We start from the raw sequence: 25,098 nt of genomic DNA, 5'->3' as shown, positions 1-25,098 counted from the left end.
TATTTTATAGTATTCGGCCGTACGGCATATACTACTATAATTTATAGTACTTGTCAAGAAAAAAGGAGAACCTTATGGCAACAATAGACCTAATCGTATTGGGAATGATAAAAAAAGATGCTTTAAGCGCTTATGATATTCAGAAATTAGTGGAATACCGAAATATATCGAAGTGGGTAAAGATCAGCACACCGTCCATTTATAAAAAAGTAATCCAGCTTGAAGAAAAAGGATATATCAAAGGCAGCATAGTAAAAGAAGGGAAAATGGCTGAAAAGACAGTCTATACCCTGACAGACAGCGGGGCAAATGAATTTGAAAGGCTTATGTTGGAAATAGCCTCCAAACCCATTCATATATTTTTAGACTTTAACGCCGTAATAGTAAATCTAACCAGCCTTTCACCTGAAAGTCAAAAGTCATGCTTAACAGAAATAGAGACTCAGGTAAAAACCTTGAAGACATATCTGAAAGAAAACATCAGCATAAAAGAAAAGCTTCCAGAAATACCTGAAACGGGTATGGCGGTCCTGAAACAACAGTTTATACTTACACAGGCAATCGAAACCTGGATTACTTCACTGAAACAAGACTTGCATATCTCTTGACATCACGTATCCATTCACACTTTTTTCCGTGAATGGATACGCTGTTCTATCTGGGATTTCATTTCATACATGCAGGCATATTCTTTATAAGACAATTGCTTCCAATCGTTCCACTCTATATCTTAAACCTTCTACATTCATTGACCTGACTTCCCTCCTGAGCTGACAAATATCCTCTTTTAACTCATGATAATGCATGTTGGATTTTTCCTGAACACGGTCTACTTCTGATAAAATAACATTTTCCGCGTACCTTAAATCTTCCTTTGTAACCAAATCTGCTATGTCGTCCTTCGTCACCATATTCCGAATATCTTCTTTCGTTGCCATATTCGCTATGTCGTCCTTCGTCGCCATGTTCCGAATATCGTCTTTCGTTGCCATATTCAGCACAACATCTCTCTTTAGTGCCTCGAATTTAGAGTCCATCATCTCCGATAATGCATTTAATAATTCTTTTTCTGCCATAAAACCTCTCCCTTTCTTAATAGTTCCTGCTTTTGAAACACTGCATTTCTCTCCCCGCCATGCTTCATAGCCTGATTTTTTGCCCTATATCCTGGATTACCCTATCCTTCTCTTTGGGCAGCCATCCCTGTCAATGTATATATTATAATATGGTCAGACTATCTGCGCAATCAGTTACAACTTAATTTCAGCAGGAAGCTGATGGATAATACCGTCAGGCGCACATAAAAAGGAGCATAAAACAGCCGGATTACAACTGTTTCATGCTCCTCCTTATATTTTCTTATAAACACACCCAGCCTATTTTAAACCTGTTCTAAAACTTCCGGCTAATTACGTGTTTTCGTCCCCAGAGTGTCTCTGCGCCCTTGTCTTAAACGGTTCAGGGTTACTTCTTTTTCTCCGTATGTTACCTTCGATTCCGTTCCTTCTTCAAATAAGTAGATGTTCTCCAGTTCATCGTTCTTCTGGAGCTTAATTCCTCTAACTCCCACTGCGCCCTTTTTCTTTTCCGGAATCTCTTCCACCGGAAATCTCAGGAAATATCCGCCTTTTGTCTGGAGTACCACATTCTGGTTCTCTGTTACAACGTTTACACTGATCAGGGTGTCTTCTTCCTGCAGTTTTGTTGCAGCAATCGTCCGCTTTGCCACCTGGAACTCTGTTCCTTCCACTTTCTTAATCATTCCCTGTTTTGTTGCAAACAGAAGCTTTGCAAAGCGCATCTGCTCCGCATCACAGACCATGATGATCTGTTCCTCGCTGCTGGAGTAGTTGCTTACATTATCTATCGGTGTTCCTTTATCACGGAACTTTCCATATGGCAGATCCAGCATCTTTACCTGATGCATTCTTCCTGAATCTGTAAAGATACAGATTTTTCCGGTATTCATACAGTGGACAACATATTTATTTTCACTGTCTGCAGCCTCTTTATTTCTCTCATATGCAGCCACGTCAATCGTCTTGGCATAGCCGAAACGATCCATCAGAAAAACAACTTCCTGTTCTTCGATCTTCTTCTCTTCAAAAACGGCTTCTTCCGCATTCTCAATCGCAGTGCGGCGCTTTCTTCCATATTCTTTCTTGTAAGACTCCAATTCTCCGATGATCAGGTCCGCCATAGAGTCATAATTATTCAGGATATCTTCATAGCGGGCAATATTCTTCACTGTCTCGTCGTGTTCTTTCTGGAGAGCCTCAATTTCCAGCCCGATCAGTTTATACAGACGCATCTCCAGGATAGCTGTCGCCTGACGTTCTGTAAATCTGAGGAGGGATGCCATTTTTTTTGAAATCCTTGACTTAAAAGTGATGTTGTCAGTCACACCATTCACAAGACATGCCCGGGCGTCTTTTACAGATTTACTTCCCCTCAGGATTTCGATAATCAGGTCGATGACGTCACATGCCTTGATCAGCCCTTCCTGTACCTCCCGCTTTTCCTGTTCCTTCGCAAGCAGTGTCGTGTACTTTCTGGTCATCAGCTCAAACTGGAAGTCCACATGATGTTCAATGATAGCCTTTAGCCCCAGTGTTTCCGGCCGGTTATCCGCAACTGCGAGCATATTCACACCAAAGGTGTCTTCCAGCCTTGTTTTCTTGTAGAGCATATTTTTCAGATTCTCTACATCAGCACCTTTTTTCAATTCTATGACAATTCGGATTCCTTCTTTAGATGACTGGTTGGAAATATCGACGATATCATTCGTCTTTTTGGTTTCTACCAAATTGCAGACATCGTTGAGGAACTTCCCGATACCGCTTCCAATCATCGTATATGGTATTTCCGTAATGACAAGCTGCTTCTTGCCGCCTTTTAGCTCCTCTACTTCCACCTTGCCGCGCAGCTTGATCTTTCCCTGCCCGGTTTCATAAATATTCAGCAGGTCGTCCTTGTTGACTACAATGCCCCCGGTCGGGAAATCCGGCCCTTTGATATATTTCATCAGCTGTTTTGTACTGATCTGGTCGTTCTTCATATATGCCTTCACAGCGTCGATTACTTCACACAGGTTATGCGTAGGGATACTGGTCGCCATGCCCACGGCAATCCCCTCTGCGCCATTGATCAGCAGGTTCGGCACGCGGACAGGCAGGACAATCGGTTCTTTTTCCGTCTCATCAAAGTTCGGGCCAAAGTCAATGATATTTTTATCCAGATCTGCCAGATATGCTTCCTGCGTGAATTTTGTGAGCCTTGCCTCTGTGTAACGCATGGCAGCAGCTCCATCCCCCTCAATGGAGCCAAAGTTACCATGTCCGTCTACGAGGATCATTCCTTTTTTAAATTCCTGAGCCATGACTACAAGCGATTCGTAGATGGAGCTGTCACCGTGGGGATGGTATTTACCCATCGTATCCCCGACTATACGGGCACACTTTCTGTAAGGCCTGTCATAACGGATGCCAAGCTCGTACATATCATACAGAGTCCTGCGCTGTACCGGCTTTAAGCCATCCCTTACATCAGGCAGTGCTCTTGCGATAATAACACTCATGGCATAATCTATATAAGATTTCTTCATAACCTCTGAATATTCGGTTCTGATAATCTGTGATTCACTACTCATTCTTTTTTCTCCTGTTTCTCAAATACGCCCCTGCTTTTAGATATCTAACTCTGCATCTGCAGCATTTTCATATATAAAACTACGCCTCGGCGGCACCTCTGTCCCCATCAGCATCTCAGTTACACTCGATGCCATGCGTGCATCCTCGATCTCTACGAGCCTCAAAAGCCGTGTCTCCGGGTCCAGTGTCGTCTCCCAGAGCTGGTCCGCATCCATCTCACCAAGACCTTTATATCTCTGGAGTGTAAACGGGCCTTCATGTGTTTTCCTGTATTTTTCCAGAGCCTTGTCATCGTACAGATACTCTTCCTCCCCCTTTTTAGGCATGACCTTAAAAAGAGGCGGCATGGCAATATAGACATGACCCTCATAGATCAGCTCCGGCATAAAGCGGTAAAAAAGTGTAAGGAGCAGTGTGGAAATGTGAGCGCCGTCCACATCGGCATCGGCCATAATGATAATTTTATCATAGCGGAGTTTACTGATATCAAAATCGTTACCGTACCCCTCGGAAAATCCACATCCAAACGCATTGATCATCGTCTTGATCTCCGCATTTGCAAGTACCTTATCAATACTCGCCTTTTCCACGTTCAGGATCTTCCCGCGGATCGGGAGGATTGCCTGAAACATACGGTTTCTGGCCGTCTTCGCTGAACCTCCGGCAGAATCTCCTTCGACGATGAAGATTTCACATTTTTTCGCATCCCTGCTCTCACAGTTAGCCAGTTTTCCATTACTGTCAAAAGAATACTTCTGTTTTGTCAGAAGATTCGTCTTTGCCTTTTCTTCTGTCTTTCTGATCTTGGCCGCCTTTTCCGCACAGGACAGCACCTTTTTCAGTGTATCCAGATTCCGGTCAAAATACAGTACAATCTCATCACCGGTCACTTTGCCGGCTGCCTTTGCTGCATCAGGGTTGTCCAGCTTCGTCTTTGTCTGCCCCTCAAACCGCGGGTCCGGGTGCTTGATCGATACAATCGCCGTCATACCGTTTCTGATGTCCGCCCCCGTAAAATTTGGATCCTTTTCTTTCAGGATTCCGAGTTCTTTCGCATACTGGTTCATCACCGTTGTAAAGGTTGTCTTAAAACCGGTCAGATGGGTTCCCCCTTCTGCATTGTAAATATTATTGCAGAATCCCAGCACATTCTCATGAAATTCATTGACATACTGAAGCGCCACCTCAACTTCAATGCCCTCGGAAGTTCCTTTATAATAAATCGGTTCATGGATCGTCTCCTTTTTCTGGTTCAGATCCTTGATAAACCCGATGATGCCATCCGGCTCATGGTATACAATATGCTCCTGTGTCTCCGCCCTCTTATCGTCAAATGTAATCGTAAGCTCCGGATTCAGATATGCTGTCTCATGAAGGCGGCTCTTCACTTTCTCCGAGCGGAATCTGGTCTTTTCAAAGATCGTATCGTCCGGGAGAAAATTCACCTTGGTCCCGGTCTTTCTCGTCCTGCCTATCACAGGGAGTAAACCATCCTCCAGTTCGATCACCGGTATACCGCGCTCAAACCGGTCATGATGGATTTCCCCGTCCCTGAAAACCTGTACGTCCATATAAGCGGAAAGTGCATTGACGACAGATGAACCTACGCCGTGGAGTCCGCCGCTTGTCTTATAAGCGGAATCGTCGAACTTCCCACCCGCATGAAGGGTAGTATAAACGATACGCTCTGCTGATACACCCTTTTTGTGCATGCCGACAGGGACGCCCCGGCCATTGTCCTCAATGGTTGCCGAGCCGTCCTTCTCCAGTGTCACATGAATCTGGGAACAATGCCCTGCCAGATGTTCATCCACAGCATTGTCCACGATTTCATAAATCAAATGATTCAGACCTTTTGTCGAAACACTTCCTATATACATACCAGGTCTTTTCCTGACTGCTTCGAGTCCCTCCAATACAGAAATACTGTCTGCATCATATGTATTTTTATTTCCCATAGTCCCTCTCCTTTTTCATTCATCTCATATTAGCACAAAATGTTAGGGCATTCAAGAATCGAATTATCAAACTCCCCCGGGACCATCACGGAACATTATTCTGTCAATACATGCTGCAGTGTATCCGCAAGGACTTCCATCGCGTTTTTCATCTCTTCCACTGTATTTGTCTGTGCCCCCGCCTCGATCAGAAGTGATTTAGGCAGCAAATGCAGGTTGTACCTGTAGCCTCTAAGGTAGATATGCCTGGCAAAACCGGGATGCAGACTCTCGGAAGCCAGTTCCATCTGAAGTGAAAACGCCAGATTATCCTGAATATACGGATTGTAAAGATAAGAAATATCTCCATTCGTTCTCGTCCGGCTTAATCCGTTAAAATACATGATCTTGGCGGTCGGTTTCCCGTTTACCTCGGTAACAAGGTGTGTACCCTCCGCCACACCATCCCTGTGCAGGTCTATCGCCACTTCCAGTGTAGGGTTCGCTTCAATAAGCGGACGGACCGATGCCTCTGCATTTTCGTATGCATTACTCCTGTCGAGCTGTCCGTTGATGATATCATAAACACCGGTATCATGTATAGTCTCTATCCCTTTTTCATTCAAAAGCTGGCATAAATAATCTCCGACCCCTACAATGCTCGTACTTGGATCACCGGGAGTTGAATCGGCAAATTCTTCCTGGGAATGTGTATGGAAAATCAGCACCTTGGGACCGCCCGTACTCTTGTCTATTTTCATACTCCTGCTAAGCAGATCATCAACATTCAGCTGGTCAGGACCAATCATAGTCGAACTGTCCACGGTATAAAAATTACTGAGCAGATAGTCAAAATCCCTCAGTTTCTCAATCGACATATCAATAGGCGACTGTCCCTGCTCCACAGAAGGTTCCTGCTTTGCCAGTGTATCATCCCCTATCAGCTTTCCATTCTCATCTACCATATTTTCATCATCTGCCTGGCTTTTCAGAATCTTTGCTATCGTTTCCTCATCCTCCATCGCAGATTCATAGGGCTTTTTCTGCTCCACATATTTCACAAGGGGAATCCATGAAAGTGCCCTCTCTTTTATCCATTCCGCCGCCGTTGGCCCCGGCTCCTTTTTCAGATATGCCAGACCCGGCATGTACATCTCTTCTGTATATTTCAAAACCATTTTCTGGCTTTCATATTTGAACTCATTCATCCTGTTTTTACTGCATATGTAAAACATACTGAGACAAGCCAGCACGCCAAAAGCAGCCAGAACAATGCGGAGAACTGCTGTTTGTTTCATATACCGCCTTCTTTCCAGAGGAATCCGGGCAAAGGCCGCCTTACAGAGAAGGGGGAAATGCCCTTCTCCATATATATGACCTTCCAATGCTTATTATGCCTGCCCGGCATTGTTAAACAGCAGATTAAGCCCCTCTGATATTGTATAGCTGATCTGTTTCACCATCTCATCCACATCTTTCGGCGTTACAAACATACCATTCAGGTGCGGGGATATCAGTTCTTTTACAAGTTCATACTTCTCCGCAGCATTATAAGTACGCAGAACGTCCCCTACACCTTTAAGCATCTCGGATGTTTCAAGAGCGTTAATCAGATTTTCCATCGTATCATTTACAATGGTTGCGGCATCCACAACCGTAGGCACACCGATTCCGATAACAGGGACCCCCAGCGACTCCTTTGTCAGCCCATTCCTGTGGTTTCCCACACCGGACCCGGGATGTATCCCCGTATCGGCAATCTGAATTGTCCGGTTCAGTCTCCGGCTGTTTCTGGCTGCCAGCGCATCAATCGCAATCACCAGGTCCGGATCCGTTTCATCCACAACCCCCTTCACGATTTCCACCGTCTCCATACCAGTCTGCCCCATAACACCGGGTACTATGGCACTCACCAGATTCGCATGCTCCATCCCCATCGCATATTTTCCATATTCCTTCACAATATGCCTTGTCACACAGAGGTTATCTACGACATGCGGGCCCAAAGCATCCGGCGTCACCTGACGGTTGCCGAGCCCGACAATCAGAACCGACAGGTCTTCTTTATCCATCAGGCCCAGCTTTTCAATGAGTTCCTGAATATAACCCGCCAGCTCCTCAGAAATCTCTCTGTGATACCCTTCATCCGGCACAGCCATGTTCGGAGCCTCCACCGTCAGATAGGTGCCCACCGGCTTGCCCATGACCTTGGCCCCCTTCTCCGTCTCAATGCGTACTCTGGAAATCCGGATCTCCCGTTCCTCATCGTACTCCTCTTCAAGAACAACTCCCTGCACTTCCACGTTGTCTGACTCAAACCGCTCCTTTTCTTCCAGAGCAAGGTCTGTTCTTACACTATACTTTTCCAACATCTTCAAATCCTCGCTTTTCCTTTACCTCATTTTCATTTATTGCTAGTTTTTACAATAATTTAGGAAATATGTATTGACAACCTTTGTTCCTTATCATAAAATGAATGAGTATGTTCCGCTAAGAACGTCCGTGTCCGATTCTTACGGGATCATGAAAATCACTATTTGAAAATTTCACATATTTGGAGGTGTACAGATTGGCTAACATTAAATCTGCTAAAAAGAGAATTTTAGTTAACGAAACAAAAGCTGCAAGAAACAAAGCAATCAAGTCCAGAGTTAAGACTGCCGTAAAGAAAGTAGAGGCTGCAGTAGCACAGAAGGACGCTGCAACAGCAAAGACAGCATTACAGGCTGCCATTAAAGAGATTTCTAAAGCTGGAAGCAAAGGTGTTTATCATAAAAATACCGTTTCAAGAAAAATCTCCCGTTTATCAAAAGCTGTAAACGAGATTGCTTAATTTTTGAAATAATAGAACAAAGCACCCACTCCCGTCAGGTGGATGCTTTTTTTATGTCAATCTTTATAGTTTCGCATATCCGAAACTGTTAATGAGTCCTTCGATCTTCTGCCCTGCCTTGCACATCGGACATTCATTGGGGGCATATACCTGGTAATTCGGCAGGTCTGAGCTTGTAAAGATCGTCTTCACTTCCATCCCGGCTACCTTGGAAATCGCACTGAACACACAGCAGATTCCACAGACAACGCCGCCATAATAGAGAACCGATTCGATCGCCTGATAAGCCAGTGCGCCTGTCGCCATCGAATCTGTGAGTATCAGCACCTGCTTTCCCTGGATCATCCTCTGATTGTTATCCCTGAACAGAATCTGGCCGGAAGAATCGAATTCCGGAGTTACCACGGAAATATTATTCCCCCCGCTCATAGACGCATTCGTACTGTCAGCTAGAGCCTCTGCCATGAAAGTACCGATCACCTCGGTATTCTTCAGGCAGACTATTGTATCCACCATCGTATTCATCAGATACTCCGAGGCCAGAGTCCTTGCAGTCTCCCGGGCATTATTGTGGCGTGTTTTAACAGTAGACATGTCAATATAAGTATTCACATGTGAGTGTCTGGTTGCAAAGTGGCCGCTCATAATCTTAATACGGGCCTTGGGGTTCTTCGTTGAGCGAAGATTCATTAATCTTTCATCCATACTGCCATCTCCCTTCTGGTAAAAACAAAAAGCTTTTCCTCAAATCTTACTAATCTTATTTTACCATATACAGGAAGAAAAGTGCAGTTAAATTATTTTTTTCGGGTCCTTCACATCTTTCAGCGCCGGCCAGACTGTAATCAGCATCGTGACAAAGCTGGCAGTCCCCCCGATCGCATTCGATACCGGCTCAGCCCAGAATACGCCTGCGGTCCCCATCCCATTGATCATTGGAAATAAGAGCGTCAAAGGGATGACTATAATCACTTTTCTAAACAGAGAAAAGAAAACAGCCTGCCTGGCACGATTCAGTGCCACATAGGTCGACTGTCCGGAAAACTGCAGCGCCATCATAAAGATACCGCAGAAATAGATCCTCATTGCAGGCACACCAGCCTGAATCAGTTCCGGTTCACTTGTAAACAGGCCCAGAAAGAATGACGGTGCAAAGAAAAGGACAGCCCACATCAGGCAGGTAAATATGATACAGCTCCCTGACATGAATTTGATCGCCTTTTTTACTCTGTCATAACAGCCTGCCCCGTAATTGTAACTAATCACCGGCTGTGCACCGGATGTCAGGCCAGTCACAGGCATAGTGATGATCTCCCTCACAGAATTGATGACCGTCATAATCCCCACATATAAGTCTCCCCCGTACCGGGACAGGGTCGCATTGCAGACAATCTGGACGGCGCCGTTCGTCACGGACATTACGAAACCAGAAGTTCCCAGTGCGGTTATTTCTTTCACAAGAGACTTACTCAGCCGCATAGAACTGCGGTCCAGTGTCAGTATCGCCTTTTCCCCTGTCAGGAATTTCAGAACCCAGACGGCAGAGAGTCCCTGCGAAATAACCGTTGCAATTGCAGCTCCCCTGACCCCCATATGAAAAACAAAGATCAAAAGCGGGTCCAGAATGATATTCGTTACAGCTCCGAGAATGACCGTCAGCATCCCCATCCTGCCGAATCCCTGTGCATTGATAAAATTATTCATGCCCAGACTGATCATGACAAATATCGTTCCGAACAGATAGATTGTGATATAAGAATCCGCATACGGGAAGGTCACATTACTTGCCCCGAACAGGTAGAGAAGCGGCTTCTTGAATACAAGGCAGAGAAACATCAGTACTACACCCGTAAGAAGCAGCATGGAAAAAGAATTTCCCATGACTTTCTTTGCCTTCTTTTCCTCATGGGCGCCTCTTGCAATGGAGCACAGAGGTGCCCCGCCCATGCCGAACAAATTTGCAAAAGCCGTGATGACCGTAATAATCGGGAGAGTCAGCCCGATGCCTGTCAGAGCCTCTGCGGATGTATGGGGGATATGACCAATGTAGATTCTGTCTACAATGCTGTAGAGTACATTAATCAGCTGTGCCAGCGTCATAGGGAGTGCGAGCCCCAAAATATTACCGGCAATACTGCCCTGGCTGAAATCATTTTTTTCTGTCACATAAACCACTCTTTCATGCAAGGAAACCCCAGCGCCTGTCATAAGGCGCCGGGGTTCCACGTATTTTTCTAATCTCCCGTCATTCCTGAAAAGATTAGTTATTGATCAGCTTATCTTCATCACTCCAGCTGTAAAGCTTTCTTACTTCCTCGCCGACTTTCTCCGCCGGATGCTCAGCTGCAAGCTTTCTCATCGCTCTGAAGTGAGCCTGGCCGCCTGCTTCTGACATATCAAGCAGGAAGTCTTTTGCAAATGTACCGTCCTGAATGTCGCTTAAGATCTTCTTCATGTTCTTCTTAGTCTCGTCTGTAATGATCTTAGGTCCTGTTATGTAATCACCATACTCAGCTGTGTTAGAGATAGAATATCTCATTCCTGAGAATCCTGACTGATAGATCAGGTCAACAATCAGCTTCATCTCATGGATACATTCAAAGTAAGCATTTCTCGGATCATATCCTGCTTCTACCAGAGTCTCGAATCCTGCCTGCATCAGTGCACATACACCACCGCAAAGAACTGCCTGCTCTCCGAAAAGGTCTGTCTCTGTCTCTGTTCTGAATGTTGTCTCTAATACACCTGCTCTTGCCCCACCGATTCCGAGTGCATATGCCAGTGCCTTATCAAGAGCCTTTCCTGATGCATCCTGCTGTACAGCTACAAGACAAGGAACACCCTTTCCTGCCTGGTACTCACTTCTTACAGTGTGTCCCGGTCCCTTAGGCGCGATCATAGTAACGTCTACATACGGAGGCGGTACGATCTGTCCGAAGTGGATTGCAAAGCCGTGTGCGAACATCAGCATATTGCCTTCTTCCAGATTTGGCTCAATGTCTTTTTTGTACATTGCAGCCTGTTTCTCATCGTTGATCAGAATCATGATGATATCTGCTTTCTTAGCAGCCTCTGCTGCCGTAAATACCTCGAATCCCTGTTCTTCTGCTTTCTTCCATGACTTGCTGCCCTCATAAAGACCGATGATAACGCTGCATCCTGATTCTTTTAAGTTCAAAGCATGTGCGTGTCCCTGGCTTCCGTAACCAATAACTGCGATTGTCTTGCCTTCTAACATGGAAAGGTTACAATCTTCCTGATAATAAATTTTTGCTGCCATTTTAATCTTCCTCCTAATTCTTTTTCATCAGAGCTTTTGTCTGATGATACATTACTTTGTATTGAACATCCCCTGCCCAATAGATTTATGAGTTAAAGGCGCTCTGCCTCTAGCTTCCGGTAGTCTTACCTGCACTTTTCCACGGTACCGGCCATACTCAGTCGATGAATGTGACGTCCTTGATGCCTCTCGCCAGACCGGTGATTCCTGTTCTTGCCAGTTCCAGAATCTCATATCCGTCCAGAAGATTCAAAAATGCTTCCAGCTTGGACTGGTTCCCTGTCAGTTCGATGATCATGGACTCCTTCTCGACATCTACAATCTTGGCCCTGAAGATATCTGCGATAGAGATTACTTCCGGACGCTGTGCAGCGTTGGCACGGATCTTCACCATAATCAGCTCCCGGTAAACGGATTCCCCGTCTTTGAGGACTTTGATTTCAATGACATCCTCCAGCTTGCGGACCTGCTTCTCAATCTGGGAAAGGATCAGCTCATCTCCGCTTGCCACTACAGTGATTCTTGTAAATCTTGGATCTGCAGTCATGCCTGCAGTGATACTGTCAATGCTGTAGCCTCTTCTGCTGAAAAGACCCGCAATCCGGCTCAGTACACCTGGATTGTTATCAACCAGCAATGAATAAACCTGTCTTCTCATATGCTTCCCTACTTTCTTAAACAACTTCAGAAATGCAAAAACAGAGTGCGTTCTGTTTTTTAATCATATCAAGTTCCATTTTCTTTGTCAAGAGCTTTTCAGAATTTCTTATTTTTTATCTGCTTCCCATTTCTTCATATACTGAATAACATCTCTCACTACCATAAGGTTGCGGACATCCTTCATCGGTATCTCCGCCTGAAATTTTTCTTCAAATGCACATACAAGGTTTGCTACATCCATTGAATTCAGCGCCAGGTCCTTCACAAACTCTGTATCCATCGTCAGGTGCTGTACGCCTGTCACCTCATCTACAATTTCTTCTACGATGTGCAGCATTTCCTCCTCTGTCATAGGCTCACCTTCCTTCTCTGGATTTTCTGCATAGACGTTTTCTGAAACTCTGACTCTGAGAGTTTCACAGACTGGATCCTTTTGTAGACAGGCAGTCTGCTGTTCAGTCTTGTAATCTCCTCCTGAATATTTTCCAAAATTTTGTAGTTGTCCGTCTCATCCGTTTTACTCATATCTACACAGATCAGTGCGGACAGTCTCACTTCGTCCGGCGCATTTCCCGTACTTTCTCCATATACCATGACTTCCTTTACAAGAGGAATCTGGTGGATATAGGCTTCCAGTTCCTCAGGCACGACTTTTTTTCCGTTGTTAAACACGATCAGATTCTTTTTTCTTCCGCAGATGAACAGGAATCCTTTCCTGTCCAGATAGCCGATATCTCCGGTATGGAACCAGCCGTCCGTAAAACTCTCCTCCGTAATTCCGGGATTTTTATAGTATTCTTTAAACACGCAGGGGCCTTTCACAAGAATCTCCCCGTCTGCAATCTTCATTTCGATTCCCGGAAGCAGAAGTCCTACAGAGTTGATTCTGTTTTGTCCGCGTATACTATTGCTGATCAGCGGACTGCACTCTGTAATCCCGTATCCCTGAAGCAGGTCGATGCCATAGGCTGTGTATTCCTCCGCTATCTTTTCGTTCAAATGCGCGCCTCCGCAACAGATTGTTTTGAGAGAATCCCCCATGATTTCTTTCATCCCGTTTACAAGGACCGGTTTTTTCAGAAATACACTCTTACGGAACCTTTCCACGGCCTGTTCTGTCTGTTCCCGGATCCCCAGTTTTTCCTGCACACGGTGTATCTCTTTTAAGAGGTTTTCCAGAACAAGCGGCACTGCCATGATAATTTCCGGGCTATATAACTTAATATCGCGGAACAAAGTCTTCAGATTGCCGTTGATACAGATATTCTGGCCGTGGGCAAGTATGTTCAGTATGCCACAGCCCAGCGAATAGGTATGGTAAAGCGGGAGCGGGTTGAACATCCGGTCTTCCAGCTTTACGGAAGCCTGACAGCAGCAGGCATCATACATCATGTTGTAATGGCTTAAGACTACCGCTTTGGACACACTCGTCGTACCCGATGTGTAGACGATCGCAAGCGGCGTCTCTTTCTCCACCTTTTTCCCAAAGCTAAAATCCCGGATTCCTGCCGCCGATACAGCATCACGCCCTTCCCGGATCATCTGCACGAAATCACTCTCCATCGGAATGGCGAATCCATTCTTCCAGCCATCGAATGCCGGCAGGAACTCCTTCTGGGCAATAACAAAGGAAGCGTCTGCAAAATCAGCCAGATTTACAATTTCATTCTCCGGCTGCTCAACATCAATCGGAACTCCAACGGAACCGATGCAGCCGGCAGCACAGAATGCAACGATCCATTCATAGGAGTTTTCCCCTACAATCCCGATATGCTTTCCGGCCATTTTTCTCTGTGCCATCATATATGCGGCGCCCTGCACGTCTTTAACGAATTCCCCGTATGTAACACTCAGCTCTTCCCGGTCTCTTCCGAACATAGTAATAGCTTTCTTTTCTGTATAGAGGTCCTTTACCTCCAACAGACATTCCGGAAGGGTTTCATATACTTTTACATCTCTATATAATGTCTTCTGTTCCATAATCCGCATATCTCCCTTTGTTATTTTCTTCATAAGTCCACTGCAGTTCCCCACATATCGTATCGTAATCTTCCAACACTTCTAAAAATGCATCCACAAGGCATGGGTCAAACTGACTGCCTTTCCCTGTCCTGAGCTGTACCACCGCCTGATCAAAAGAAAGCCTCTTTCTGTAATGCCTGTCTGACATCATTGCATCAAAGGCATCTGCAATCGATATGATCCTTGCCTCCTTCGGAATTCCTTCCCCCATCCGCTTTTTCGGATAACCGGTCCCGTCGAAACGCTCGTGGTGGGCACAAACGATATCACCGATTGCATTAAACATGTCCATGCAGGCCAGAATATTTGCCCCGATTCCCGGATGCTTCTTTATTTCCGCAAATTCGTTTTCCGTCAGCCGGTCCGGTTTGCTTAAAATAGCATCAGATACTCCAATCTTCCCGACATCATGCAAAAGCCCGGCGATACGGACTCTGTTAATAAACACTTTGTCGTCAGATACTTTCTTTGCAAGTTCCACCCCGTAAAATGATACTCTGTCGGAATGCCCCCTCGTATACAGATCCTTCGCATCCACCAGAAGACGCAGCGCCTCTACTGTCTGCATAAAACTGTCCCGCAGTCTTTTATTCATGCTCGAAAGTCTGACATTATTTGCGTTCAGCAGGATTTTCAACAGTGCATTGTGAAGCGCAGTTGTAACCTGTTCCGCATAAACCGAAAGCAGAGCCTCCATCGTGATATCAGGACGTTCTTCCATCTCCGCCCCGAGCACACCAAGTATCATCTCATTTTTTCCAAGAAGCGGTACCAGCAGTACATGTTTTTCATCCTGAAAAATAATTCTGCGTTCATTCAGACTCTGTCTGATTACCCCCACCACTTCAGGATAATTTTCTCTTTCAAATTCGAAAAAAGACATCTCATATTTTCCGGCCCCCCGGTAAATATCCGCAGGCAGCTCAGCTGTATCAATATCAGTCAGTATGCTGTCCGGTTTCACCCATACAAAGCAGTCCTGAGATCTTGTCAGTTCCTTTAATTCAGTCAGGACCTGTCTGCACAGTTCATCCACCGGGAGCATCTGGTGCAGATGCGGGATTGCTGTCAGAATGCTGGACAATCCATCCTGGTAGCGGTAAATGGTATTAATATGGCGGATACATTTTACACAGCTTTCCACAAGCAGTTCCAACTGGTCATACCTGCTGCTTTTTTCACAATATCCCTGAATTTCCAACTCCCGGATCGTATTAAGGGGCGGTGCCAGTTCCTTGTGGCCCGTCAGCATGATCACATAGATTCTCTGATCGAATTTCCTGAGCCTCGCCACCACTTCGTCCCCACAGACCGGTGTCATAATAAAATCCAGAATTAGAATATCATAATGCTCTTCTTCCATCTGCCTCAGCGCTTCCAGTGGGTTCTCCTGTGTCACCACCTCATAGCCCTTTGTCCGGAAATTAGCCCCCAAAGCCTCCAGGATATTCCTGTCATCATCAAGAATAAACATTTTAAATCCATTTTTTTCTTTTCCAGCTCTATTCTTACGCATGTTTCCTATCCTCTCTCCTCATCAGGAAGCTCGACAAAAAAGCTTGCCCCGCCGTCCTCATTGTCCTCAACCCATATTTTTCCTCCAAATCTTGCCCGGATGATTTCCGCCGAGCTGTACAGTCCCAGTCCCGTACCCTTCGTTCCTTTTGTCGTATACATGGATCGGAAAAGTTTCTCCTTCACATCATTCGGAATACCGCACCCCTGGTCCCTTACCATCATACAGATGCTGTGTTCTGTCCGAAAGGCTCTCAGCTTTATTTCCCCGCCTCTTCCTTCCATCGCATCACAGGCATTATCAATCAGGTTATTAATTACCTGGACCATATTATTGATATCCCCGTGTATTACATTCCCCTCGGGCAGCTCGTTCGAAACGATGAGCCGGCAGCCGTTCTTTCCCAGTTTTCCCTTTAAAAACATCTGGACTCTCTTTATCAGCTCGTCAATGGTAAATTCACCTTCCGAAGACGTGCTCAGATTTGCTGCCATTCCTTTTACCGTAGTAATAATATCGGACATATAAGCACAGCATTCTTTGATTCTTTGAAGCCAGCCGGACATTTCATCCGCAATCTCCTTATGGTCCTCTACGGTCACATCCTGATCTCCGATACTATCCTTATATTCTCTTACCAGATCTTCCAGAAGCGCCACATCACCAGACACGGCCATAATAGGAGTCTTCAGGTTATGTGAAATACTTCCGATCATCTGGCCGAGGGAGATCAGCCGTTCCCGCTCCATTGCCCGGCTCAGGTTCTGCTGTTTCCTGCGCATCTCTTCCTTTAATTTTGTCACGTCCCTGAACATGGCCAGTACCCCTGCCAGCCTGTGTTTGACCAGAATCGGGGTTAGTTCTACAGAATAATAAAATTTTCCTTCCTCACAGAGGATGGCCTGCTCATAAGATATAATATTAACCGACTGCTTACATACATCAAAAAAATTGAGCAGATTATAGATGACATCCTTTTTCCGGTCCTCCAGTTCTTCCACAATCCTGTTCAGGTAGCTGTTAATCCTCATATGGTACTTATCCCCGAATATCTCCTCAAAAGCCGTATTGCTGTAAATGATGCAGCTGTCCGCAGACAGGATTGCATATCCTTCCGAAATATTGTCCACCATATTTTCCAGCGCCGCCGGCTTGATATTAAGGAAATTAAAATAATAGACCGCGATCCCGTGGCATATAATCGTGACCAGAAAGGCAAGCGGTGTTGCCGATATTGGCAGATTCACCACCTTCAGTGTTGCCAGCAAGTTGGTGAAAAGCGGAACCAGAAGCCCGCCGATAAACAGGCCAACCTGCCCCCACACCCTCCTCACACGGCTTTTTAAACCGAAACGTATCATGATTATAAGGACAAACAGGGAATAAATATAATACTGCAGCCCTGAAATAATAAACAGAGGTCCAAAACGCACCTCAGAGGCATAGATGGAAAACCTGCGATAGAACAGGTGGTGCAGCGGATTTGTAAATACAATCAGGGATGACAGGGCCGGCAGCAGATACAGCAGCCAGTAATTCCGCGGTACTTTCACAAGATTTTTTGTAAAAATAAGCGAGATCATCAGTATTGTCATAATAAGCAGTGCAGAACATGCACATGTAATGGCATCCAGCACCTGCCAGATGCCCACCTTTTTCGTATGCTCCATACCGATGATCGCCACCAGCCAGACGAGCAGGAAGGCCGCCGAAGACAGGTACAATTTCTGCACTGCACTGAGTCTGCCCTTCAAAAAGCAGCTGACTATAAAAAATGCAAGAACCGCAGCAGATACATCCAATATGTGGCCGACAATTGTCATACCTTTCCCTCACTTCCTTCCTGTAAAAAACACATCTTTTGTTTATCAATATCTGGTTTCTGCCACCAGAAATCCAGTTCCGCCAATTTTTTTAGTGTCTTGTCCTGACGAAGCTGCACCATACTCCCGTCTGTTTTTCCTTCATACCACACCTGTGCCAGTGCCTGTATATATGGTGAATCAGACTCTGTCATACGTTTCTCAAGCATATGCTCAAAGTCATCGGCAGACACTCGCTCTATTGGTGCACAGGCTTTGGCAAGCGGTCCGATCTCAGTCTCGTACGGGCAGTATATGTGGTATGTTCCGCCTGTTGAACCACTTAATCTGACCACGGCCTCCGCGGCCTGATTGACAGGTGTCAGCTCGATCGGCTGATGATAGAGGGCCTCCGGCATCATTCCCAGTTCCAGAATGCCTTTGATCAGCCGGTAATATGCATTTGACTGTGGGTTCTTCTGGAATTTTCCATTATAAGAATTAGCCGCCAGCCTTCCGATCCTGAATATTCTTGCATGCGCTCCTTCTTTCACGGCATCATCTACCAGCTTTTCTGCAAGGAGTTTGCTCTTGACATAAGGATTATCCTGCCAGTTCTGCCCGGCATCCAGATCTTCTTCATGAAAGGCATATGTCCGGCCCGGTTCCTCCCGAAGCCTGTTTCCGGCCACACTGACAGTCGACATGTGCATCATTGCCGCACCTGCCTTTTTCACAAAATGCAGTACCTCCGCGGTCCCCTCTATATTTGTACGGTTCAGCTCCTCCGGCGGCGCATAGTGCCTGACATCCGCCGCACAGTGGAATACGCGTGTCACTTCCTGTACCATTTTGTCATAGATATCCTGTGGCAGCCCGAACCCTTCCTTTGTTATGTCACCAGTGGCAATTTCAATGCGCCCCGCGTACTTCTCATAAAAACCGGAATCAAAATATGTATCCAGAACCTCTTTCAACCGTTCCCCGTTCCCTCTGACCAGGCAGTATACTTTCTCACCACCATACTCCAGCAGTTTTTTTAGAATATAACTTCCCAGATATCCGGATGCACCGGTCAGGAGTATGGCTCCCAGTGAACAGATACATTCATCCACCCCCGCTGATTTACGTGGGATTTCCGGCGTCACTGTCTGCTCCTGTGCCGTTTTCTGCTCCCCATCCCGCTTTTTGCCAGATAAAAGCTTTTCCTGAGCATCAAGTGTCGGATAATGATAAAAATCATTGATGCTGAAATCGTACTGTTTCTGATGATACCTGTTCAGAATCAGGATAGCCATAAGAGATGTTCCTCCCTGCTCAAAAAAAGAAACTTCCGGGTCGGGGTCTTTTCCGAGCACTTCCCGCCACAATGCAGTGATTTCACTCATTTCTCTTTCTCCTGCTTCTGCAGCAGATTTTATATCCGGCAGTGCAAGTTTCTTCAAATCCATTTTACCGCTTGCCGTTCTCGGCATTTCTGTAAATGTCAGGATTTCAGAAGGAATCATATAATCTGGGAGTCTTTCTAACAGAAATTCTCTGAGTGCCCCTTCCTGATAACCGGGGGCCGCTACCGCAGCACCTCTTAAATACTCTGGAATCCCGTCCCTTAGCACGGGAACAACTGCAGCCTCTTTCACCATCCCTGACTGCTGCATAACTTCTGCAATTTCCAGGGGTTCAATTCTGTGTCCATTCAGCTTCAGTTGTGTGTCAACACGCCCCAGACACTGCCAGTTTCCATCCGCCCTGAGTCTGCCGAGATCTCCGGTGCGGTACATCTTCTCTTCTTTTGAGTAACAGTCCGGCACAAATACCTCCTCTGTCAGTTCCGGCTGGCCAATATAACCGGCTGACAGGCATTCCCCGGCTATATATATTTCCCCCACCGCAGTCGGCGGCAGCGGCTTTCCTTTTTCATCCAGCAGGTAGTAGCGGCAGTTTCCGATAGGCTTTCCTATATGGATGCTGTCCTCATCCGTAATATCTCCCTGGCAGTTATGGACAGACGTTTCCGTCGGGCCGTAGATATTGAAGATTCTGGCATCTGTGAGGTCCTTCAGCCTCCTTTTAAGCTCCATCCCCCACGGCTCACCGAGAAGGATAATCCTGTGTATGCCGCTCAGGCTCGCACAAAAGCTTTCATCACCCAGACACATCTGCAGTCTGGACGGAGTCAGCTGGAGGATCGTTACCCGGTCCCTCCTGATCCGCTCTGCCATCTTCCACGGGAGCAGCATTTCTTCTTCATCCGCAATACTGACCGGATACCCCTTCCCCAGCGCCAGAATTGTTTCTGTTGTAAACACGTCAAATACACAGTTGGATGCACAGAGGATTTTTTCATCCCACGTACCAAGCAGTGGTTCCAGATGCGCTGACAGATTCGACAGCGCCTTGTGAAGCATGACAACCCCCTTCGGCTTTCCTGTTGTACCGGATGTAAAGATCACATTTGCCGCATCGGATGACTGGTGCTTCCTGTGAAACACTGAATCTCCCTTTAAACGGAGCAGCTCCTCCTCATCCCAGACCAGTGCCTCACAGGGCATCCCATCCAGAACGAGTTCCTCCTGCCCGTAAACGGCCATCCGGACCCCCGCCTGCTCAAGCATGTACCTGATCCGCTCTTTCGGAAAAGCCGGGTCTACCGGCACATAGGCTGCCCCGGCTTTCAAAATGCCGAACATAAGGACTGGCATCAGCCCCGTCCGTTTCGTCAGGAAGGCGACCTTGTCCCCTGCTGTAATCCCTTTGTTTTCCAAAACAGTGGCAAGTAGATCGCTTTTTTCCTTTAATGTTCCGAACGTGTCAAACTGCCCATCGCCCCACTGTACCGCTATTCTATCCGGGTTGGCTGCGGCTGTTTCGTCCAACAGGCAGTCCACGGGTGCCGCATCATAGGGCGTGCGGATTCTCCTCGGCTGCTCCAGAAGGCGGATTCTGTCCGCCGCATCCAGCATCTCTATGACGCCCAGCCTCTTTTCAGGATGTTTCAGCACCTCTTTGAGTCCCTGCACACAGCATCTTCCATAAAAAGCAATGGTTACCTCGTCGAACAGACTCTTCGCATACTCGAAACGGAAACGGTACCCGCCCTTCATGTAAGTCACTTCCAGATTCAGGTCCATCTTGACTGCATGTGTATCATAAGGCATGTAAATAAGGTCTGCACCCCCAATAGTAACATCCTCCTTCTGCAAAGGAGTCATGGTAAACAGAATGTCAAACAGTGTATTTCTATCTCTTGATCTCTCTGCACCGGAAAGCCCGGTCAGCTCTTCCAGCGAAATTTCCTGATGATCCAGCATTCCGGACACTGTATGACGGACATTATGCAGATACGTTTCAAAAGTCAGCTCCGGGTCCGCATGGATGAACACAGGAAGTGTATGTACAAAAACACCTGTCATTTCCCCCATGTTCTGTTCATGCCGCCCGGAAACAGGGGTTCCGGCCACTACCTTTTCTGATCCTGAATACCGGCTGACCAGAAGGCCGTAAACTGACAAAAGAAGAATGAACGGTGTCACCTCATGCTCCTCGCAGAATTCTTTTATGCTGCCGCTTAAGGCTTCCGGAAGAACAAAGCAGTGCTCCGCCCCCTTTCCGTCAAACACTGGCGGTCTTGGCCGGTCAAGGGGAAGTGTTTTCTCCGGCAGGGAGTTCCTCATCTGTTCCATCCAGAATTTCCTGCCGGAATCCCTCCCCTGACCGGAATTTTCCTTCACCCACCATGCATAATCGGCATATGTAAGTTCCGGTACTTTTACTTCGCCGCCCCGGTAGTACAGGTCGAGCCTGTGAAGCAGAATCTGCATGCTGATTCCGTCAGAGATAATGTGATGCATATCCAGAAGAAGCCCCGGCTCATTTTCCGGGAGCTTAACCATTGCCGCCCGGAACAAAGGTCCCTTCTCCAGGTCAAACGGGCGCACAAAATGATGCATGGCCTCTTCAAATCCGGCCGCTTCCATCCATTCCATCCGGAAGTCACTCTGGGGGAGCACTCTGGCCGTCACCTGTCCGCTTTCAATCATAAAAACAGTCCTAAGTACCGGATCCTGTTCTGCCATTTTGCGGAAAGCCTGTTCCAGTCTCGGGAAATCCAGCCATGTACCAAGTCGGAAGGCCATCGGCATATTATAGCTGATCTTTGTCTCATCCAGCTGCTGGAGAACATAAAAACTTTCCTGAGAAGGCGTCAACGGATAAAATGCCTGCTCTTGAGCCTTCTTTATGCCTGCTTTCCGGTTCCCACTTTCAACCGCCTTCCCCCGGATCAGGTTGCCGAGTCTTCTCAGTGTGGAACAACCATATAATTCTGTAACCGATATACTCCTTGAAAATTCTTTTTCTACCTCCAGAAGCATCAGCACCGCATTCAGGGAATCGCCGCCTGACCGGAAGTAATCCGATTGTACTCCCAGTTCTTCCCGCTTAAGTACCCGTTTCCAGATATCGAGAAGAACTTCTTCTACTTCATCGGCAGGATGTACCTGCTCATTTGTAATAACCGGTTTTTCCAGCAGTCTGAAATCGACTTTTCCATTTGTGGTAAGCGGCAGTTTTTCTACCCTTACCGCTGCAGCCGGTATCAGATACCGCGGCAGGTAATTTGCGGCGTAGGTAAGTAGTGCTTCCTCTGTCAGTTCTTCATCTCCCGCAAAATACGCAGTCAGCATCCCTTCTGATACCGTCACTGCCGCCGTCCGGACTCCGGGATGGAGCATGAGCACGGATTCTATCTCGGAAAGCTCAATTCTGTGTCCAAGCAGTTTTACCTGATCGTCTTTCCTTCCCAGATAAAAGATTCTCCCGTCTTCCGACCATTTCCCATAATCACCGGTGCGGTATATCCGCGCCCCCTTTATAAACGGGTCCGCAAGGAAACTCTCCTTTGTCAGTTTCTCCCGGCTATGATACCCTCTTGCCAGACATTCACCTCCGATATAAATCTCACCGGCTGAACCGGGCGGCAGCGGGTTCATATATTCATCCAGTATATAGATCCTGCAGTTCTGCAGGGGGGCACCGATATTGACGGATTCCCTGCCGTTTACTGCTGCATGGCTGACTGCCACTGTCGCCTCGGAAGGTCCATACTGGTTGTATACCACCGCTGATGTAAGGCCTGAAAGAGTTCTGTAAAGCTGCAGAGGAAAACTCTCTCCTCCGCATATGATCGTTTCCAGATGAGACAGTGCTTTTCTAAATTCTTCCTCTGCCATATAAGCGGATAACCTGGACGGCGTCAGCGCCATAAACCCAGCATCATAATTCAGAATCAGCCTGCCGATCTTCCGGGGATGATTCATTTCCTGACCGGAAGCCATAACGATCGTCTTTCCGTTTAAAAGTGCGGACACACTTTCCAGCAGAAAGGCATCGAATCCTACATTACAGATCGAAAGGACCGCGCCCTTTGGATATAGTGGCTGCATGGCTGCGGCCAGATTCACAACACTGTGCTGTTCCACTTCTACCGCCTTCGGAAGACCTGTGCTGCCGGATGTATAAACCAGATATGCCAGATCATCCGGTTGTGATAATACAATGGGATCAGTGGAAACCGGGCTGTCCTTTCCAGAAATAAGCGCGGTAAACTCCAGGACATGTACTGCAGTGTCCTGCCCCCATAACATTTCTTTTCGGGCGTCTTCCCCATCCAGTGCCTGACTGTCATCAGTAATGACAAACAGCGCATGGCTGTCTGCCAGCAATTCCTCTTTCCTCATGGATGGCAGCTCTGTATCTATAAAAAGCCAGCTGTTACCTGAAAATATGATACCTGTAAGCGCGGCAAACAAACGGTCACTGCGTTCCATCAGCAATGCAACCGTTCCTTGTTCATCCCCTGTTATCTCCCTGATTCTTTCGGAAATGATTCCCGCCTGTCTTCCCAGCTCTTTATATGATATTCTTTTTCCTTCAAATATAACGGCTGCCCGGTCCGGATACAGCTGCATCATCTCATCCAGCTTTTGTGCAATACATTTTTCACGTTCATACCATGTATCCGTCTGGTTAAAATCAAAGATGACCCTTTCCTCGGTCTCCTCGCCAAGCAGGGAGAGGCAGGATATCGGCTTGTCCGGTTCCCGGAGGGCTTCTTTTAGGATGCGTGAAAGCGTTTCATGGAGCTTCTCTATTTCCTGTTCACTGAAAATCTGTGTCAGATAATCATAATCTACCGTAAACTGGTTTTCTCCGTCGCGGCTGCTTAAATGAATGCACAGCGCTTCGCTCTGGTAACCACTGTACAGCCACCGGCCTTCCAGAAAAACACGGGCCCCTCTTAAATGGTCCATCTTACCGTTCTGATAGGACAGCACAATGTGGAACAAAGGCTCGTTTCCTTCGTGGCCGCCTTCCTGAGCCAGTTTTTTTATATATTCAAACGGGATTCTTTGATGGCACAATAAGGAAAACCAGTCAGACTGAAGCTTTTCATTAAACTGGTTCCATGACATCGAAATATCAAGTTCATTTACAAACGGCAGTGTATTGACAAACATCCCGCCGGCCTGCTTTTCCCTGTAATTGAGTCTGTTGATTGTCGGCACACCGATGCAGAATCTCTCCTGCCCTTTCATGCGCCTTAAGTAAATCGCCAGACCCATGTAAAAGACCGCAAACGGAGAAACCTTCTCTTTCTCACAAAAACTGCCAATCAGACGGTTCAGGCGATTGGATAACCGGTATGATTTACGATAACCGACAGGGCTTACGAGAGCACACTGGTACTCTTTTGCCAGTCCCGGTGAAATATTTTTCAAAGCCTCTTTCCAGTACCTTTTATCTTTCTCAAAGGCTCTGGATTGTAAATAATTTTGTTCATTTATGATATGCTCCTCATAAAACGGGACAGCCTCATGATCAGGCTTAAGACCGCTAAGGAGCCGGAAATAATTATGAATGATATGATTGGTAACCAATGCGTGAGACCATGCATCGGCGATGATGTGGTGTACTCTTGTAAGGATCCCGCCACTGCTCTCAGATGTCTTAAATAATAACATCTCACACAGGGAATGGTCCTCGAGCATAAAATGCTCTCTGGCAACAGAATGGAACCAGGTCGTAAGCCCTTCCTCATCCGTTTCCGTGAAATCGAATAAAGCTGTCCTTCCCGGCAGTTCCTCTGTAATATATTGTCCGGGCTTTCCGTCCCTCACTGTGATTCTTGTGCGAAGAGACGGAAATGCCCGGAACGCAAGTTCCATGCACGTCTGAAGATACTCCAGATTTAGATTCCCTTCTATTTTCAGTGCTGTACATATGTTGTTCATGGGGAGTCCCGGGTGTGCCATTTCCAGGTTCCAGATATTCATCTGGCTGGAGGATAATGGCAGGCAGTTCATATCTGACAATTTATCTTCTCCGTACATTTTGCTT

16 protein-coding genes are annotated in these 25,098 nt (G+C 46.6%); 2 read left to right on the top strand and 14 right to left on the bottom strand.

Annotated features, from left to right (window positions below; all coding sequences use genetic code 11):
• Positions 1-74: 74 nt before the first annotated feature.
• The gene (locus tag ABIN22_RS18265; protein WP_118618612.1) at positions 75-608 is read left to right on the top strand and encodes a PadR family transcriptional regulator; all 534 of its coding nucleotides are present in this window, start codon (positions 75-77) and stop codon (positions 606-608) included.
• 84 nt (positions 609-692) lie between these two features.
• Here ABIN22_RS18265 and ABIN22_RS18260 read toward each other — a convergent pair whose 3' ends face one another.
• The 5 genes from ABIN22_RS18260 to gpr form a co-directional block, all read right to left on the bottom strand.
• Positions 693-1,076, bottom strand: a complete 384-nt coding sequence (locus tag ABIN22_RS18260; RefSeq protein ID WP_346910366.1) for a hypothetical protein — start codon at positions 1,074-1,076, stop codon at positions 693-695.
• Between the two features lie 329 nt (positions 1,077-1,405).
• On the bottom strand, positions 1,406-3,649 hold the full coding sequence (locus ABIN22_RS18255) for a DNA gyrase/topoisomerase IV subunit A (RefSeq protein ID WP_109729238.1): 2,244 nt from the start codon (positions 3,647-3,649) through the stop codon (positions 1,406-1,408).
• Positions 3,650-3,685: 36 nt separating this feature from the next.
• Entirely contained in the window at positions 3,686-5,608 is a 1,923-nt protein-coding gene (locus ABIN22_RS18250; protein ID WP_346910364.1) for a DNA gyrase/topoisomerase IV subunit B, read from the bottom strand.
• 95 nt (positions 5,609-5,703) lie between these two features.
• Positions 5,704-6,885, bottom strand: coding sequence for a stage II sporulation protein P (locus tag ABIN22_RS18245; protein WP_118618610.1), 1,182 nt, complete (start codon positions 6,883-6,885; stop codon positions 5,704-5,706).
• 93 nt (positions 6,886-6,978) lie between these two features.
• Positions 6,979-7,959, bottom strand: coding sequence for a GPR endopeptidase (gene gpr, locus ABIN22_RS18240; protein ID WP_109729818.1), 981 nt, complete (start codon positions 7,957-7,959; stop codon positions 6,979-6,981).
• Between the two features lie 197 nt (positions 7,960-8,156).
• On the opposite strand from gpr, the gene rpsT reads away from it, so the two are divergent.
• Positions 8,157-8,420: a 30S ribosomal protein S20 gene (rpsT, locus tag ABIN22_RS18235; RefSeq protein ID WP_148481948.1), complete on the top strand. Its 264-nt coding sequence runs from the start codon at positions 8,157-8,159 to the stop codon at positions 8,418-8,420.
• 63 nt (positions 8,421-8,483) lie between these two features.
• Here the strand turns inward: rpsT and ABIN22_RS18230 are convergent, their stop codons facing one another.
• The 9 genes from ABIN22_RS18230 to ABIN22_RS18190 form a co-directional block, all read right to left on the bottom strand.
• Positions 8,484-9,125 (bottom strand): type I phosphoribosyltransferase, encoded by a 642-nt coding sequence (locus ABIN22_RS18230; RefSeq protein ID WP_109729234.1) that lies wholly within the window; start codon positions 9,123-9,125, stop codon positions 8,484-8,486.
• Positions 9,126-9,212: 87 nt separating this feature from the next.
• Positions 9,213-10,586: an MATE family efflux transporter gene (locus ABIN22_RS18225; protein WP_346910361.1), complete on the bottom strand. Its 1,374-nt coding sequence runs from the start codon at positions 10,584-10,586 to the stop codon at positions 9,213-9,215.
• Positions 10,587-10,680: 94 nt separating this feature from the next.
• On the bottom strand, positions 10,681-11,700 hold the full coding sequence (gene ilvC, locus ABIN22_RS18220; protein ID WP_109729233.1) for a ketol-acid reductoisomerase: 1,020 nt from the start codon (positions 11,698-11,700) through the stop codon (positions 10,681-10,683).
• A gap of 157 nt (positions 11,701-11,857) precedes the next feature.
• Positions 11,858-12,358, bottom strand: a complete 501-nt coding sequence (gene ilvN, locus ABIN22_RS18215; RefSeq protein WP_109729232.1) for an acetolactate synthase small subunit — start codon at positions 12,356-12,358, stop codon at positions 11,858-11,860.
• Positions 12,359-12,466: 108 nt separating this feature from the next.
• Complete coding sequence (locus ABIN22_RS18210) at positions 12,467-12,712, bottom strand: acyl carrier protein (RefSeq protein WP_243099235.1); 246 nt, start codon at positions 12,710-12,712, stop codon at positions 12,467-12,469.
• The gene (locus ABIN22_RS18205) at positions 12,709-14,340 is read right to left on the bottom strand and encodes an AMP-binding protein (protein ID WP_346910358.1); all 1,632 of its coding nucleotides are present in this window, start codon (positions 14,338-14,340) and stop codon (positions 12,709-12,711) included. Before ABIN22_RS18205 ends, ABIN22_RS18210 begins: the two co-directional genes overlap by 4 nt.
• On the bottom strand, positions 14,318-15,898 hold the full coding sequence (locus ABIN22_RS18200; protein ID WP_346910356.1) for an HD domain-containing phosphohydrolase: 1,581 nt from the start codon (positions 15,896-15,898) through the stop codon (positions 14,318-14,320). Before ABIN22_RS18200 ends, ABIN22_RS18205 begins: the two co-directional genes overlap by 23 nt.
• 5 nt (positions 15,899-15,903) lie before the next feature.
• On the bottom strand, positions 15,904-17,721 hold the full coding sequence (locus tag ABIN22_RS18195; RefSeq protein WP_118618604.1) for an ATP-binding protein: 1,818 nt from the start codon (positions 17,719-17,721) through the stop codon (positions 15,904-15,906).
• Positions 17,718-25,091, bottom strand: coding sequence for a non-ribosomal peptide synthetase (locus ABIN22_RS18190; protein WP_346910354.1), 7,374 nt, complete (start codon positions 25,089-25,091; stop codon positions 17,718-17,720). The genes ABIN22_RS18195 and ABIN22_RS18190 overlap by 4 nt, the downstream gene beginning before the upstream one ends.
• Positions 25,092-25,098: the final 7 nt, after the last annotated feature.

Origin of the sequence: Faecalicatena orotica, from assembly GCF_905197545.1 — a bacterium.
Taxonomy (GTDB): domain Bacteria; phylum Bacillota; class Clostridia; order Lachnospirales; family Lachnospiraceae; genus Faecalicatena_A; species Faecalicatena_A orotica.
Note: the sequence above shows the minus strand (reverse complement) of the source record. Positions and strands in the feature narration are given on the sequence as shown.